The 13,158-nt window shown below is 70.5% G+C and carries 16 protein-coding genes and 2 tRNA genes; 7 read left to right on the forward strand and 11 right to left on the reverse strand.

Going from position 1 to position 13,158, the window contains the following annotated elements; translation table 11 throughout:
- Positions 1–209: 209 nt before the first annotated feature.
- Positions 210–635, forward strand: coding sequence for a VanZ family protein (locus GEV27_RS00100; RefSeq protein ID WP_153933164.1), 426 nt, complete (start codon positions 210–212; stop codon positions 633–635).
- Positions 636–646: 11 nt separating this feature from the next.
- Here the strand turns inward: GEV27_RS00100 and GEV27_RS00105 are convergent, their stop codons facing one another.
- The 6 genes from GEV27_RS00105 to GEV27_RS00130 all read right to left on the reverse strand — a co-directional run bounded on the left by GEV27_RS00105 (position 647) and on the right by GEV27_RS00130 (position 4,443).
- Positions 647–1,687 carry a sensor domain-containing diguanylate cyclase gene (locus tag GEV27_RS00105; RefSeq protein WP_153933165.1) on the reverse strand — a complete coding sequence of 347 codons (1,041 nt, stop codon included), beginning with the start codon at positions 1,685–1,687 and terminating at the stop codon, positions 647–649.
- Positions 1,688–1,857: 170 nt separating this feature from the next.
- Positions 1,858–1,944, reverse strand: a tRNA-Ser gene (locus GEV27_RS00110).
- Positions 1,945–2,037: 93 nt separating this feature from the next.
- Positions 2,038–2,457, reverse strand: a complete 420-nt coding sequence (locus GEV27_RS00115) for a hypothetical protein (RefSeq protein WP_153651283.1) — start codon at positions 2,455–2,457, stop codon at positions 2,038–2,040.
- A gap of 1 nt (position 2,458) precedes the next feature.
- Positions 2,459–2,547 (reverse strand) — tRNA-Ser (locus tag GEV27_RS00120).
- 58 nt (positions 2,548–2,605) lie between these two features.
- Positions 2,606–3,661, reverse strand: a complete 1,056-nt coding sequence (locus tag GEV27_RS00125; RefSeq protein ID WP_153909692.1) for a hypothetical protein — start codon at positions 3,659–3,661, stop codon at positions 2,606–2,608.
- On the reverse strand, positions 3,658–4,443 hold the full coding sequence (locus GEV27_RS00130) for a carbon-nitrogen hydrolase family protein (RefSeq protein ID WP_153933166.1): 786 nt from the start codon (positions 4,441–4,443) through the stop codon (positions 3,658–3,660). The genes GEV27_RS00125 and GEV27_RS00130 overlap by 4 nt, the downstream gene beginning before the upstream one ends.
- A 77-nt stretch (positions 4,444–4,520) precedes the next feature.
- Here GEV27_RS00130 and GEV27_RS00135 point away from each other — a divergent pair, with 77 nt between their 5' ends.
- The 4 genes from GEV27_RS00135 (at position 4,521) to GEV27_RS00150 (ending at position 7,225) form a co-directional block, all read left to right on the forward strand.
- On the forward strand, positions 4,521–5,492 hold the full coding sequence (locus GEV27_RS00135; protein ID WP_153651280.1) for an NAD(P)H-quinone oxidoreductase: 972 nt from the start codon (positions 4,521–4,523) through the stop codon (positions 5,490–5,492).
- Between the two features lie 45 nt (positions 5,493–5,537).
- On the forward strand, positions 5,538–6,068 hold the full coding sequence (locus GEV27_RS00140; protein WP_153933167.1) for a bacterial proteasome activator family protein: 531 nt from the start codon (positions 5,538–5,540) through the stop codon (positions 6,066–6,068).
- 65 nt (positions 6,069–6,133) lie between these two features.
- Complete coding sequence (locus tag GEV27_RS00145; protein ID WP_153651278.1) at positions 6,134–6,697, forward strand: WhiB family transcriptional regulator; 564 nt, start codon at positions 6,134–6,136, stop codon at positions 6,695–6,697.
- Positions 6,698–6,820: 123 nt separating this feature from the next.
- Positions 6,821–7,225: a YjbQ family protein gene (locus GEV27_RS00150; RefSeq protein WP_153651277.1), complete on the forward strand. Its 405-nt coding sequence runs from the start codon at positions 6,821–6,823 to the stop codon at positions 7,223–7,225.
- Here GEV27_RS00150 and GEV27_RS00155 read toward each other — a convergent pair.
- Positions 7,206–8,087 carry an aldo/keto reductase family oxidoreductase gene (locus GEV27_RS00155; RefSeq protein WP_153933168.1) on the reverse strand — a complete coding sequence of 294 codons (882 nt, stop codon included), beginning with the start codon at positions 8,085–8,087 and terminating at the stop codon, positions 7,206–7,208. The two genes, GEV27_RS00150 and GEV27_RS00155, sit on opposite strands and share 20 nt — an antisense overlap.
- 83 nt (positions 8,088–8,170) lie before the next feature.
- Between GEV27_RS00155 and GEV27_RS00160 the strand changes: the two genes are divergently transcribed.
- Positions 8,171–8,569 (forward strand): helix-turn-helix domain-containing protein, encoded by a 399-nt coding sequence (locus tag GEV27_RS00160; protein WP_153933169.1) that lies wholly within the window; start codon positions 8,171–8,173, stop codon positions 8,567–8,569.
- On the opposite strand, the gene GEV27_RS00165 is transcribed toward GEV27_RS00160, so the two are convergent.
- Positions 8,566–9,348 (reverse strand): HAD family hydrolase, encoded by a 783-nt coding sequence (locus tag GEV27_RS00165; protein WP_194944166.1) that lies wholly within the window; start codon positions 9,346–9,348, stop codon positions 8,566–8,568. The two genes, GEV27_RS00160 and GEV27_RS00165, sit on opposite strands and share 4 nt — an antisense overlap.
- A complete protein-coding gene (serS, locus tag GEV27_RS00170; protein ID WP_153933170.1) occupies positions 9,345–10,619 on the reverse strand; it encodes a serine--tRNA ligase in 1,275 nt (424 codons plus the stop codon). The genes GEV27_RS00165 and serS overlap by 4 nt, the downstream gene beginning before the upstream one ends.
- Before the next feature lie 72 nt (positions 10,620–10,691).
- On the opposite strand from serS, the gene GEV27_RS00175 reads away from it, so the two are divergent.
- The gene (locus GEV27_RS00175; protein WP_153933171.1) at positions 10,692–12,308 is read left to right on the forward strand and encodes a diacylglycerol kinase family protein; all 1,617 of its coding nucleotides are present in this window, start codon (positions 10,692–10,694) and stop codon (positions 12,306–12,308) included.
- A gap of 9 nt (positions 12,309–12,317) precedes the next feature.
- Here the strand turns inward: GEV27_RS00175 and GEV27_RS00180 are convergent, their stop codons facing one another.
- Together GEV27_RS00180 and GEV27_RS00185 are read right to left on the reverse strand one after the other, a co-directional pair.
- The gene (locus GEV27_RS00180) at positions 12,318–12,800 is read right to left on the reverse strand and encodes an SRPBCC domain-containing protein (protein WP_194944092.1); all 483 of its coding nucleotides are present in this window, start codon (positions 12,798–12,800) and stop codon (positions 12,318–12,320) included.
- Between the two features lie 19 nt (positions 12,801–12,819).
- Positions 12,820–13,140 carry a helix-turn-helix transcriptional regulator gene (locus GEV27_RS00185; RefSeq protein WP_153651270.1) on the reverse strand — a complete coding sequence of 107 codons (321 nt, stop codon included), beginning with the start codon at positions 13,138–13,140 and terminating at the stop codon, positions 12,820–12,822.
- Positions 13,141–13,158: the final 18 nt, after the last annotated feature.

The following is a 13,158-nucleotide window of genomic DNA, read 5'->3' on the forward strand; positions in this document are numbered from 1 at the left end:
CGGACGCGCCTGCTGTCAGCAGGTCACGGCTACCACGTGAGTCCTGGCCTCAATCCGTCCCAGCACGCCCACCCGACGTCAGGCTGAAACGCTGGCAGCTCGCGCCGCGGACTCGGCACAGCAGAGATCTCCCGTCCCGGCAGGGACCAACCGTTGACCGTCGTACGCCAACGGCTGACCACTCAACCCATTGACCGTACGATCGGGGGATGCGCGTCCGCCTCCCGATCATCGGCGCGGGCGTCGTCTATGTGGTGGCGCTGCTGCTGATCGCCCTGTGGCCCACCCACGTCGACCAGAACCTCGACCTGGCGAGCCGGCCCCCGACGACGTGGCTCGTCTCGCTGTTCGACCTGACCCCCGACCAGGGCTATCGGATCGGGGAGTTCGGCGCCAACATCTTGCTGTTCGTGCCGCTGGGTGCCCTGCTGATCGCGCTGTTCCCCCGCCTGGGGTGGCTGTGGGGCACGGTTCTCGCGGGGCTCTTCTCGGTCGCGATCGAGCTCGCCCAGACGGTCGCCCGGCCGGGGCGCACGGGCAGCACCGACGACGTGGTGGCCAACACCGCGGGTGCAGCCCTGGGTGCGCTGGTGGTCAGCCTGTGGCTCCGGCACGAGCGGCGACGTCACCGCTGAAACGGGCGAGGTCAGGCGATCTGCGCCTCGAGGTCGTCGTAGAGCAGGGCCGCAGTCAGGCCCGCGCGCTTGGCGACGTACTGCGCCCGGTCGGCGGCCGCGAACAGGTCGGTGGGCCGCACATCGGTGTCGGCGGTGATGGCGGCGGCCGCCACGCCCGCCGAGACTCCCACTTCGTGCTCCGCCTCCGCGAGCCGGTCGAGCAGGGCATCGGCAGTGGCCAGCACCTCCTGCACGTCACGATCGGGCACCATCACCGTGAACTCGTCGCCGCCGACCCGCGCCACGATCGACGCGCCGAGGGGCGCGAACGCGATCCGGAGCGAGGACCCGACGAACCGGATCCGCTCATCGCCCTGGGCGTGGCCCTGGGTGTCGTTGATCGTCTTGAGGCCGTTGATGTCGACCACCACGATCGCCACGTTGCGGGTCGTCCCCTCCGGGACGTTGAACACCTGGGCCGCCTCGGCGTCGAGACCGCGCCGGTTGAACAACCCGGTCAGCGGATCGTGGAACGCGAGCTCCTGCAGCGTCTGCTCCCGCAGCGCGCGCGAGATCGCCGAGGCCAGGATCGCGACGAGCACCTCGGCGTACGCGATCGAGTCCGCGTCGAACCGGACGGCGCCGATGTGCCGGGTCGCGTAGAACTCCCCCCACGCCCGTCCGTCCACCACGATCGCCGTCGTCAGCGACGAGCCCTTCTCGAGCCGGCGCAACATCCGCCGCTCGGTCTCGTCCGACGCGGGGTCGTCAACCGCGTCGTGCGAGCTGAGCTTGTCCAGGATCGCGGACGCCAACCGCTTGTCGCCGGCGATCGAGTACGTCTCGTCGTCGGGCCAACGCTCCTCGCCCGGTCCGAGCTCGCCGACGTTGAGGATCGTGCGGATCTGCTGGGCGGGCTCGTCGAACTGGCTGATCGAGACGCTCGCAGCACCGATCGCGCCGCGGGCGTGCTCGGCCGCGACCTCCAGCACCCGCTCGAGGCTGTGGGGCTGCATCAAGAGGTGCGCCATCGCCGCAAGGCTCTGCAGCCCGTGCGTCTCTCGTCCCATGTCGGCCCCTGTCCCCTGGAAATCCCACGTTAACCGCGTGTGCTGGAGTGCGAAGGGTTTTCACCAAACGGCGGCCGTGTGTTTCCCGTCGCGTCACTTTGCGGTGCGGTGGAGATTGGGCATGCACGAAGGAGCAGGACCCGACGGGGCCCTGCTCCTTGGTGTGCCTGCGGAGATGGCGAGATTTGAACTCGCGAGAGGTTTAAACCTCAACCCGCTTAGCAGGCGGGCGCACTAGGCCACTATGCGACATCTCCCCGCTGCAGTCCGAAGACAGCAACCGGATCAGGATAGCGACCGGGTCACCGGTCCGACGAATCGGGATCGATCCGAGCCCCTCGGAGCCTGCGTCAGGACGACGGATCCTCGTAGCGGGTGTAGCCGTTGGCGGTGTTCAGCCGGTCGTAGACCTCGCGGACGAGCTCCTCCGCCCGTGGGCCGACGTACGCCAGCGGGAAGGCGGTGGTCCCCGCGTCTCCCCGGTCGAACACCAGCCGCGTGCGGTCGACGGTGACGTCCTCGACCTCGGTCCAGACCACCCGCACGGGCTTCATGGTCATGAGCCCGCCGAGGCGTACGCCCGACGGATCCGCGCGGACCACGGCCGGCGGGAAGGCGAACACGCGCAGCGCGTTGAGCAGCAGCAGCACCGTGAGCACGCCGAGGGGCGCCCACACCCAGAAGGCGAGGGCGGCCACGAGGCCCGCGGCGATCAGGTGGATCCCGATCGCGGGCAGGGTGAAGCGGCGGTCAAGGCGATACTTCGTCACGCAGAGGGGGCGGGATTCGAACCCGCGGCTGACATCGCTGCCAGCGAGCGCTTTCAAGGCGCTTCCGATCGGCCACTCCGGCACCCCTCCTGGCGGCAGCACCGAAGCGCCACGCCAGAGACGATTGTCGCACCTGCCGGCGCGGCGGCTACTTCAAGGGGGCGAAGCGCGGGGGCTCGACGCGCACGATGGGCTCGATCGCACGCGCGGCACGGGCCGAGCGCTCCCGCAGGACGTAGTGCCGCACGATCAGCCCGACGATGAGGCCGAGGACGACCGAGTAGAGGGTCGACAGCGCGATGTACGTCGGGAAGGCGCCCGGCGTCACGAGCGACGTGGTCAGCACCGCGGTGCCGATGACCGCGAACACCAGCACCCACCAGCCCTCGCGCCGCTTGGAGCGCATCGAGACACCCGTGATGAGCGCCGGGAAGCCGATGAACACCTCGACCGGGCGCGGCACGCCCTCGAACGTCTCGCGGCTCCAGGTGACCAGGTCGCTGAACGACTCGACCAGGACGTCGGAGCCGTGCGAGCGCACGAAGCTGCTGTAGGCGAGGATCGCGAGCAGCAGGACCGCGACCCCCGCGAGGATCCCGAGGTTCTGCCGGCCGAGCCCGTGCAGGCCGGCGCCGAGGTTCCACACCAACGCGATCGCGAGGCCGAGCGCGACGGTGATGACCAGGAGGTTGAACCGCTGGTAGTTGACCGGGGCGTTCCACGCCGCGACCGACAGGGTGCCGCTGAGCGCGACCACGAGCGCCAGGGCGTACTCGCGCAGCGCGCCGACCACCGAGTCGGCCGGCCGGGTCACCATCACCGCCCACACCGCAGAGAGGACCGCCGAGACCGTCGCGGCGGACGCCAGCAGGACATTGGTCTCCAGGGCGGCCGCGGCGATCGCGAGGGCGGCCGTGATCGGCAGCCAGATGCGCATGTGGCCGCCGCCGCGGTGGGTCAGGCCCACCGCGAAGACGATCGTGAGCAGGGCGGCCGAGGGACGCTCGACCCAGCCCGGGGCGCCGATCGCGATGATCGACGTCGCCGCGCCCGCCGTGCCGACGACCCACGCCACGAACACGACCCACATGAGCAGCCGCGCGGTGCGCGCCGACTCGATGCGCGGCTCACGCGTCGGGAGGTCGTACTCGGGAGGCACCGACGCGTCGAGCCGTCGACGTCCTCCCTGCACGGTGGAGCTCATGAGCGGTGTCGGATCCTTCGGTTGGAGAGCGAGGGATTCACGTCCCTCGCGTGCGCCAGGTCGGCTGCGGCCAGGGTGGCCCGGATGATCGCGGGAGCCAGGTCGGCCTCATCCACGATAGAGCCCCATGGATCGGCAACCAAGGAATGGCCGGTGTAGCGGTCGCCACCCTGCCCCGCCGCGACGACGTGGACCGTGTTCTCGATCGCCCGCGCGGTCAGCAGCGTCCGCCAGTGCTCGAGCTTGCGATCGCCCGCGACCCAGGCGGCCGGGACGATCAATATCTCGGCCCCCGCGTCGACCAGTCCGCGCGCGAGCTCGGGGAAGCGCAGGTCGTAGCAGGTCATCAGCCCGACCGGCCGGCCCGCGATCTCGACGACGACCGGCTCGACCTCGCCCGCCGCCATGCGATCGGACTCCTTGTAGCCGAACGAGTCGTAGAGGTGGATCTTGCGATACGTCCGCCGCAGCTCTCCGTCCGGCCCCACGACGACCAGCGTGTTGAAGGGCAGACCGTCCGTACGCTCGAACATCCCCGCCACGACCGTCGCGCCGATGCGACGGGCCTCATCCGCGATCAGCTGCACGAACGGGCCGTCCAGCGGCTCGGCCACCGCGGCCAGGTCATGGTCGGGCGCGCCGAAGTCGTGCATCGCGGCCTCGGGCAGGACGACCAGGTCGAGGTCGTCGCCGGGCCCCAGGGCGGCGAGCTGGGCCGCGATGGACTCCCGGTTGGCGGCCGAGTCGATGTCGGACGCGCGCTGGACCACGGCAACATGCATGTCTTCCATCCTCTCAGGTGCCCTGTGAGGGGCCACCTGGATCGCCCGCACGGGCCGGGCCGACTACCGTACGGAGGATGCGCGCTGTCACAGCTCCCACGCCCGGCGGAGTCGACGCCCTCGAGGTCGTCGACCGTCCGGCACCCGAACCCGCACCCGGTGAGGTGCTCATCCGCGTCACCGCCGCAGGCGTCAACCGCGCCGACCTCCTGCAGCGCCAAGGCTTCTACGACCCGCCGCCCGGCAGCACCGACGTCCTCGGCCTGGAGTGCTCGGGCGACATCGTCTCCGTCGGCGAAGGCGTCACCGACCTGCAGCCCGGGGCCCACGTCTGCGCGCTGCTGACCGGCGGCGGCTACGCCGAGTACGTCAGCGTGCCCGCGGGCCAGGTCGCCACCGTGCCGTCCGGGATCTCGCTGACCGAGGCCGCAGGCCTCATGGAGGTCGCCGCGACCGTGTGGTCGAACGTCTTCATGATCGGCAAGCTGCAGCACGGCGAGACGCTCCTCGTGCACGGCGGCGCCAGCGGCATCGGCACGATGGCGATCCAGGTCGCCAAGGCGTTCGGTGCGACCGTCGTGGTGACGGTCGGCTCGGAGGACAAGGCCGCGTTCTGTCGCGAGCTCGGCGCGGATGTCGTCATCAACTACCGCGAGCAGGACTTCGCCGAGGAGATGAAGAGCGCCGGCCTGCGCGCCGACGTCATCCTCGACATCATCGGCGCGAAGTATCTCGCCTCGAACGTCTCGGTGCTCAACACCGCCGGGCGCCTCGTCGTCATCGGCATGCAGGGCGGCACCAAGGCTGAGCTCAACCTCGCCGCGCTGCTCACCAAGCGCGCCGCCGTGATGGCCACGTCGCTGCGGGCGCGGCCCAGCAACGAGAAGGCCGCGATCGTCTCGGCGATGGTCGCGCAGGTCTGGCCGCTCATCGCCGACGGCACGGTGCGCCCGATCGTCCACGCGACGTACCCGCTGGAGGACGTACGCCAGGCGCACCAGGTGCTGGAGGACTCGAGCCACATCGGCAAGGTCCTGCTGACCCTCTGAGGCGCACACCCCTGCGGTCTCGGCAAACGTGGCTACGCTGGATGGATGACTGAGGAGCAGCCGAAGATCATCGCCCCGGGCGGGCAGCCCATCACCGCACCCGGTGGCCAGCCGCCACAGCCGCCCGAGCAGAGCGGCACCCCGCTCGGCAAGCTCGTCGAGCAGCCGGCCAAGGTCATGCGCATCGGGGGGATGATCCGCCAGCTCCTCGACGAGGTGAAGGCCGCCCCTCTCGACGAGGCCAGCCGGGCCCGGCTCCGCGCGATCCACACCCAGTCGATCCAGGAGCTCGAGGAGGGTCTCGCCCCCGAGCTGGTCGAGGAGCTGGAGCGCCTCAGCCTCCCGTTCGACAGCGAGGCGCCAAGCGACGGTGAGCTCCGCATCGCCCAGGCGCAGCTGGTCGGCTGGCTCGAGGGACTCTTCCACGGCATCCAGGCGGCGCTGTACGCCCAGCAGGTGCAGGCCCAGTCGCAGCTGCACAACATGAGGCTGGCCCTACCGGGTCCAAACGTGCCCAAAGGTGACGATTCGGACACTTCGGGCGAAAACCGGGATTCCGGGGGCATGTACCTCTAACCTGAGCCTTGATGTGACCTGAGGCACGGCGACTCCCTGCCTGCCTCTCTTGGGAAGAGGGACCCATGACCATCTTGGCTGAACCAACTGCGCCTCCGTGCGCCTCCGTACCGGACATCTATCACGACGAGCAGCTGCACTCCCCGCCGGCGCGGACCGACGTCACCGCTGCCGAATGGGACCGGCTGGCCGCCAAGCGGGCGTCCGCGCACCGGCAGTGCGCCGCGTGCCCGCTCATGGTCGAGTGCCTCTATCGGGCCGTCGTCGAGGTCGACGTCTCCGGATTCGTGGCCTGCACGACCGAGCACGACCGCCACCTGATCCGCCGCCAGCTGGGCATCCAGGTGCAGCAGGCGTCGACGACCCCGTACGGCGCCCCGCGCGTGGGTGGCGGACCGGTGAGCCACGACGCTGTCATGACGGCCCGGCAGGCGTACCCCAAGGACACCTGCCACCAGCTCGCCGACCGCCTCGGCTGCTCGACGTCCACGATCAAGCGTCACCTGCGCCGGGCCCGCGAGCAGCAGCTCGAGGCCGCCGCGGCCCCCCGCGAGCCCGTGGCGCTGCTGCCCAGCACCGACGCCGTCCTCGACGCCTTCGACCAGCTCTCGACCAGCCGCGTCGCCTGACGCGTCCCGGCCCGGTCCCCGCGGCGTCCGAGATTTGGCGGCTTGAGCCCGCCAGATGTCGGGATCCGCGGGATGTGGCGGGCGGTAGCCGCCACATCTTGGCGCGGGTGGGACGATCGGGGCATGGACTCCATCACGATCGACGTGCGGACCGGTGGCAGGTCGGTCGTGCACGACCTGTCGCGCGACTGCGCTGCGTTCTGTCGGGGGCGCGGTGACGGCCTGCTGCACGTGTTCGTGCCGCACGCGACCGCCGGGGTCGCGATCATCGAGACCGGATCGGGCAGCGACGACGACCTGCTGACCGCGCTGGACGACCTGCTGCCGCGCGACGACCGGTGGATCCACCAGCACGGGACGCCCGGGCACGGCCGCGACCACGTCGTGCCGGCGTTCCTGGCCCCGTCGATGACCGTCCCGGTGCTGGACGGACGGATGACGCTCGGCACCTGGCAGTCGGTGTGCCTGGTCGACACCAACGTCGACAACCCCGACCGCCAGGTGCGGCTCAGCTTTCTCGCGGGCTGATCCGGTCCAGCTCGGCCAGGTCGTCCTCGCCCAGCGCGATCCCCGCCCCTGCGACGTTCTCGCGCAGGTGCGCGACCGACGAGGTGCCCGGGATAAGCAGGATGTTGGGCGAGCGCTGCAGCAGCCAGGCCAGCGCGACCGACATCGCGGTGGCATCCAGCCGCGCGGCGACCGCGGACAGGGCGGACGACTGGAGCGGGCTGAACCCGCCGAGCGGGAAGAACGGCACGTACGCGACGCCGTCGGCCGCGAGCCGGTCGATCAGCTCGTCGTCGAGGCGGTGGGCGAGGTTGTACATGTTCTGCACGCACACGAGCGGCGCGATCGCCCGCGCCTCGTCCACCTGCGCGACCGTCGCATTGCTGACGCCGAGGTGCCGGATCATGCCCTGCTGCTGGAAGTCGACGAGCGTCTCGTACGCCTCGGCGATCGACTCCTGCACGGGTCCGTCGGCGTCGCCGAGGCGCAGGTTGACGACGCCGAGGGTGTCCAGGCCGAGGGACTCCAGGTTGTCCTCGACCTGGCGCCGCAGCTGATCGGGCCGCCGCTCGGTCGGCCAACCGCCCTGCTCGTCACGCCGGCCGCCGATCTTGGTCACGACGTGCAGGGAGTCCGGATAGGGGTGCAGCGCCTCGCGGATCAGCTGGTTGGTGATGTGCGGGCCGTAGGAGTCGCTGGTGTCGATGTGCGTGATGCCGAGGTCGACGGCCTCGCGCAGCACCGCGATCGCGCCGTCGTGGTCGGCCGGCGGCCCCATGACCCAGGGGCCCGCCAGCTGCATCGCGCCGTAGCCGAACCGGGTGACGGTGAGGTCGCCCAGGGTCCATGTGCCGCCGGGAAGGGTGGTCGATGGTGTGCTCATGTGTCCATACTGGGCGTGGCGCTTCCCCCCGGGAAGTAGGTACCTGGGAGTGCCTAGGTCACCACCGAGTGAGGAGCACGACGATGAGCACGACCACCGCAGCGCAGCGCAGGACGCAGGCCAAGAACGAGTACAACGCGTTCTACGCCGCCTGCCCCAGCCGCCAGCTGGTCGCCCGGATCTCCGACAAGTGGGTCGCGCTGATCCTGTGCGCGCTCGGCCGCGGCGGGGACCCGCAGCCCATGCGCTTCTCGGAGCTGTCGCGGACGATCGCCGGCGTCAGCCAGAAGATGCTCACCCAGACCCTGCGGTCGCTGGAGGCCGACGGGCTGCTCACCCGCACCGTCACACCGACCGTGCCCGTCACGGTGACGTACGAGCTCACCGACCTGGGCCTCTCGCTGCACCACCTGGTCCGCGGGATCAAGGACTGGGCCGAGGGCCACATGGACGAGGTGCTCGAGCACCGCCTGAGCGTCTAGAGGTAGCGGCGCAGCTCCTCGACGAGACCGTCGTCGTCGATCGAGCCGGTGACGTGGTCGGCGACGTCGGTGAGGGTGTCGGGCGCGTGACCCATCGCGACACCGCGACCGGCCCACTGCAGCATCTCGATGTCGTTGTTGCCGTCGCCGACTGCGAGGACGTCCTCCTGCGTGATGCCGAGGCGGTCGGTCAGGAACGCCAGGCCGGACGCCTTGGAGACGCCCTCGGGCGCGAGGTCGAGCCACGCGGAGTAGCCGATGAAGTAGTTGGTGCCGATCAGCCCGAGGTCCTCGACGATCTTGGTGAACTCCTCGGCGGTGTGGTCGGTCGAGCGGATCACGACGCGGGTGACCGGATCGGCCATCAGCGAGTCGATGTGCTCGACGGTGAAGTTGCCGCTGATCTCATCCTCGGGGAACGGCCGGTTGACCCGGAAGCCCACCCCGAGCTCCTCGACCGCGACGATCGCGTCGGGGACGTACTCCAGGACGCGACTCACCGCATCGCTCGCGTCGAACGTCACCGCGTGCAGCACCTCGACGGGGTCGTAGGAGAACACGACCGCGCCGTTGCTGGCGACCGCATAGCCCTCGGTGAAGCCGAGCTTCTGGGTCGTGTCGACGACGCCGGGGATCGCGCGGCCCGTCGAGATGGCCACCTCGATGCCGGAGTCACGCACCGCGCGCACGACCTCACGCACCGCGGGGGTCATCTCGTTGGCGCTGTCGACCAGCGTGCCGTCGACGTCGAGCGCGACGAGCCTGGGGCGCCAGCTCACGGCAGCGGCCTCAGGACCTCGCCGAGCAGCGGGTGCAGCGCCGCGGGCAGGCGTACGGACCCGTCGGCCTGCTGCCCGTTCTCGAGGATCGCGATGATCGTGCGGGTCATGGCGCACAGCGTGCCGTTGAGCGTCGCCGCGGGCGTCGTGCCCTCGGCCTCGCCGCCGCGGACCCGGATGTCGAGCCGGCGGCTCTGGAACTCGGTGCAGTTGGACGCCGAGGAGACCTCGCGGTACTTGCCCTGGGTCGGGATCCACGCCTCGCAGTCGAACTTGCGGATCGCCGAGAGCCCCAGGTCGCCCGAGGCCACGTCGATCACGCGGTAGGGCAGCTCGAGGGCGTCCAGCCAGGCCTTCTCCCAGCCCAGGATGCGCTGGTGCTCGTCGGCGGCCTGGTCGAGCGTCGTGTAGACGAACATCTCGACCTTGTCGAACCAGTGGACGCGGAAGATCCCGCGGGTGTCCTTGCCGTACGAGCCGGCCTCGCGGCGGAAGCACGGGCTGAACGCGGCGTAGCGGCGCGGCAGCGAGCCCGCGTCGAGGATCTCGTCGGAGTGGTAGGCCGCCATCGGCACCTCGGACGTGCCGACGAGGTACAGGCCGTCCTTCTCCAGGTGGTAGACGTCGTCCGCGGCCTGGCCGAGGAAGCCCGTGCCCTCCATCGCGCGCTCGTTGACCAGCGCGGGCGGGATCATCGGGGTGAAGCCCCACTCGGCGGCCTTGCTCATCGCGAGCTGGGTCAGCGCGAGCTCGAGCTGGGCGCCGACACCGGTGAGGAAGTAGAACCGCGAGCCGCTGACCTTGGCGCCGCGCTCGACGTCGATCGCACCCAGCATCTGGCCGAGCTCGAGGTGGTCGCGGGGCTCGAAGCCCTCCGCGGCGAAGTCGCGGGGCGTGCCGACGGTCTCGAGCACCACGAAGTCGTCCTCGCCACCCTGGGGGGCGTCGGGCGAGGCCAGGTTGGGCAGCGACTTCATGAGCCGCTCGAACGTCTCGGCGGCCTCGGTCTGCGCGGCCTCGGCGTCCTTGACCTGCTGGCTGAGCTCCTTGGTGCGCGCGAGCAGCTGCTGCTTCTCCTCGCCCTGCGCCTTGGGGATCAGCTTGCCGAGGTTCTTCTGCTCACCGCGCACGGCCTCGTACGCCACGATCGAGGCTCGGCGCTGCTCGTCCGCGCTGATGAGCTCGTCGACGAGCTCGGTGGGCAGACCACGGCGCTGCTGGGCGGCGCGGACGGCATCGGGGTCATCTCTCAGGATTCGGGCGTCGATCACTGTGCCAGCCTATCGCCCGGGGCACGGCGCGTTTTCAGTCGATTAGAGTTGACCGACCCCTGAGGAGGACCTGTGACGTTGGACCTGCGTCGAGCCGATCCCGGCCGCCCCGCTGTGCTGGCCTGGGTGCTGGCCGTCCCGACGCTCATCTTCGCGATCCTCGCGGTCTGCGTCGCGACCGAGGCCTCCCCCGTGATGCGCCTGGACCAGCACGTGGCCGAGTGGGCGTACGACGTCACGGACGGTCGTCCCGGGCTCGTGGACTTCCTCGACGTCGTCGCGGTCGTGTTCAGCAATCTCGTGTGCGGCATCGTGCTGGCCCTGCTCGCGATCGTCGCGCTGGTGCGCCGTGAGCGGGCGATCGCCCTGTGGATCGTGCTGTCCGGCGTGGTCGCGATCGGCGGCAACGCGCTGATCAAGCTCGCGTTCGGCCGCGAGCGTCCGACGTTCGACATGCCGCTGCACGAGATCGGCGGCTACTCGTTCCCCAGCGGTCACTCGACCGGTGCGGGCATGTTCTTCACGGTGCTGGTCCTGCTGGCGATCGTCTCGACCGGCCGCGGCTGGAAGCGGCGCATCCTCGTCACGGTGCTCAGCCTGATGGCGATCGGCGTCGGTGCGAGCCGGATCTTCCTCGGCGTGCACTACCTCAGCGACGTCGTCGCCGGGCTCAGCCTCGGCCTGGTGATCGCCCTCGGCCTGTGGCTCCTGATCGTGGCCGACGCCGCCCGCCTGCCGCACGAGCTCGCGACCATCACCGGATCGGGGCGCCGCCGCGCCGCGGTCGTGCTCAACCCGGCCAAGGTCGGTGACGTCGAGGAGTTCAAGGCCCGCGTGCGGATGGTCGCCGACCTCAACGGGTGGAGCGAGCCGAGCTGGTACGAGACCTCGATCGAGGACCCCGGCCGCGGCCAGGCCAGGGCGGCGCTCGAGGAGGGCGTCGACCTCATCATCGCCGCCGGCGGGGACGGCACCGTGCGCACGGTGTGCCAGGAGGTCGCCCGCACCGGCGTCGCGGTGGGCGTCCTGCCCCACGGCACCGGCAACCTGCTCGCCCGCAACCTCGGCATCCCGCTCAACGCGCGGGACGCACTCGACGTCGCCTTCGGCGGCCAGGACCGGGCCATCGACCTCGCGGTCCTGGAGACCGACACCGGCCACCACACGACGTTCCTGGTGATGGCCGGCCTCGGCATGGACGCCGCGATCATGACCGGCGTCAACGACCAGCTCAAGAGCAAGGTGGGCTGGCTCGCGTACTTCGTCAGCGGCGTCAAGGCTGCCCGGTTCCCCGCGATGAAGGTGCAGATCTCGGTCGACGGCGGCGAGCCCCGCAAGTTCCGCGCGCGCACCGTGGTCGTCGGCAACGTCGGCTTCCTGCAGGGCGGCATCCCGTTGCTGCCCGACGCCCAGATCGACGACGGGCTGCTGGACGTCGTGGTGATCGCGCCGAAGCGGTTCATCGGCTGGCTCGCGATCATCGTGCGCGTCGTCGGGCGGCAGAAGCGCACCAACGAGCGCCTCGACCGCCTCACCGGCCAGAAGGTCGTCATCAAGGCCGAGAAGCCGGTGCCGATGCAGCTCGACGGCGACCCCGTCGGCGACGGGCAGACCATCACCGCCGAGGTGCAGCCGGGCGTCCTCCTGGTCCGCGTGCCGGTCGCCCTGGCACCGCCCTCGCCGCGCTGAGGCGTCCGGTCACAGGGTCGCCAGCACCTCGTCCATCCGCTCGTAGCCCTCGGTCACCCCGTCGTCCATGCCGTTGGCCCGGATGCCGTCTCGATCCTCCTGGGTGAGGAAGACCGAGGTGGTGCGCACCCGCGAGCGGCCGTCACCGAGATCGTCCACGCTCAACGACTCGAAGCTCACGTGACCGGGCAGGCCCAGCCACTCGAACGTGCGCAGGGTCAGCTCGGGTGTCGGGTCGCCGTGGAAGACGCCTCGGAAGGCGAACTCGTCGCCGTCGGGGCCGCGCTGGACGAGGGTCCAGGCCCCGGCGTGACGCGCGTCGTTCGTGACCTCGACGTTGTCGTAGCCGCGCGGGCCGACCCAGCGTCCGATCAGCTCGGGCTCGGTCAGCGCGCGATAGACCCTGTCGGCCGGGTGGTCGAACTCGCGGACGATGGTGATGCCGTGCTGGCCGTCGTTCTCGATCGTGACGTCGTGCTTCGTGGTGCTCATGTGCTTCTCCTTGGTGGGATCAGTCGAGCTCCTCGAGCAGCGCGTCCAGGCGGTCATAGCTCTCGGACCAGTACGTCCGGTAGTCGGCCATCCAGACCGTCGCGCCCTTGAGCGGCTCGGCCTCGAGGTGGCTGAGGCGCAGTGTCCCCTGCCGGTTGCGGGAGACCAGCCCGGCCTGCTCCAGCACCTTGAGGTGCTTGGACACCGCAGGCTGCGACATCGCGAAGAGCGCCGTCAGGTCACCGACACTGGTGTCCTGATCGGCCAGCCTCGCGAGGATCGCGCGCCGGGTGCGGTCGGCGAGTGCGCCGAACACGAGATCGAGCTGGTCCTCGTTCATCCCGCTACATAACCAGAT

This window comes from Aeromicrobium sp. S22 (genome assembly GCF_009661045.1).
GTDB lineage: Bacteria > Actinomycetota > Actinomycetes > Propionibacteriales > Nocardioidaceae > Aeromicrobium > Aeromicrobium yanjiei.

Coding starts and splice junctions, on each gene's coding strand:
- GEV27_RS00100 (WP_153933164.1), top strand. CDS start 210: ATGCGCGTCCGCCTCCCGATCATCGGCGCGGGCGTCGTCTATGTGGTG.
- GEV27_RS00105 (WP_153933165.1), bottom strand. CDS start 1,687: ATGGGACGAGAGACGCACGGGCTGCAGAGCCTTGCGGCGATGGCGCAC.
- GEV27_RS00125 (WP_153909692.1), bottom strand. CDS start 3,661: ATGAGCTCCACCGTGCAGGGAGGACGTCGACGGCTCGACGCGTCGGTG.
- GEV27_RS00130 (WP_153933166.1), bottom strand. CDS start 4,443: ATGCATGTTGCCGTGGTCCAGCGCGCGTCCGACATCGACTCGGCCGCC.
- GEV27_RS00135 (WP_153651280.1), top strand. CDS start 4,521: ATGCGCGCTGTCACAGCTCCCACGCCCGGCGGAGTCGACGCCCTCGAG.
- GEV27_RS00140 (WP_153933167.1), top strand. CDS start 5,538: ATGACTGAGGAGCAGCCGAAGATCATCGCCCCGGGCGGGCAGCCCATC.
- GEV27_RS00145 (WP_153651278.1), top strand. CDS start 6,134: ATGACCATCTTGGCTGAACCAACTGCGCCTCCGTGCGCCTCCGTACCG.
- GEV27_RS00150 (WP_153651277.1), top strand. CDS start 6,821: ATGGACTCCATCACGATCGACGTGCGGACCGGTGGCAGGTCGGTCGTG.
- GEV27_RS00155 (WP_153933168.1), bottom strand. CDS start 8,087: ATGAGCACACCATCGACCACCCTTCCCGGCGGCACATGGACCCTGGGC.
- GEV27_RS00160 (WP_153933169.1), top strand. CDS start 8,171: ATGAGCACGACCACCGCAGCGCAGCGCAGGACGCAGGCCAAGAACGAG.
- GEV27_RS00180 (WP_194944092.1), bottom strand. CDS start 12,800: ATGAGCACCACGAAGCACGACGTCACGATCGAGAACGACGGCCAGCAC.
- GEV27_RS00185 (WP_153651270.1), bottom strand. CDS start 13,140: ATGAACGAGGACCAGCTCGATCTCGTGTTCGGCGCACTCGCCGACCGC.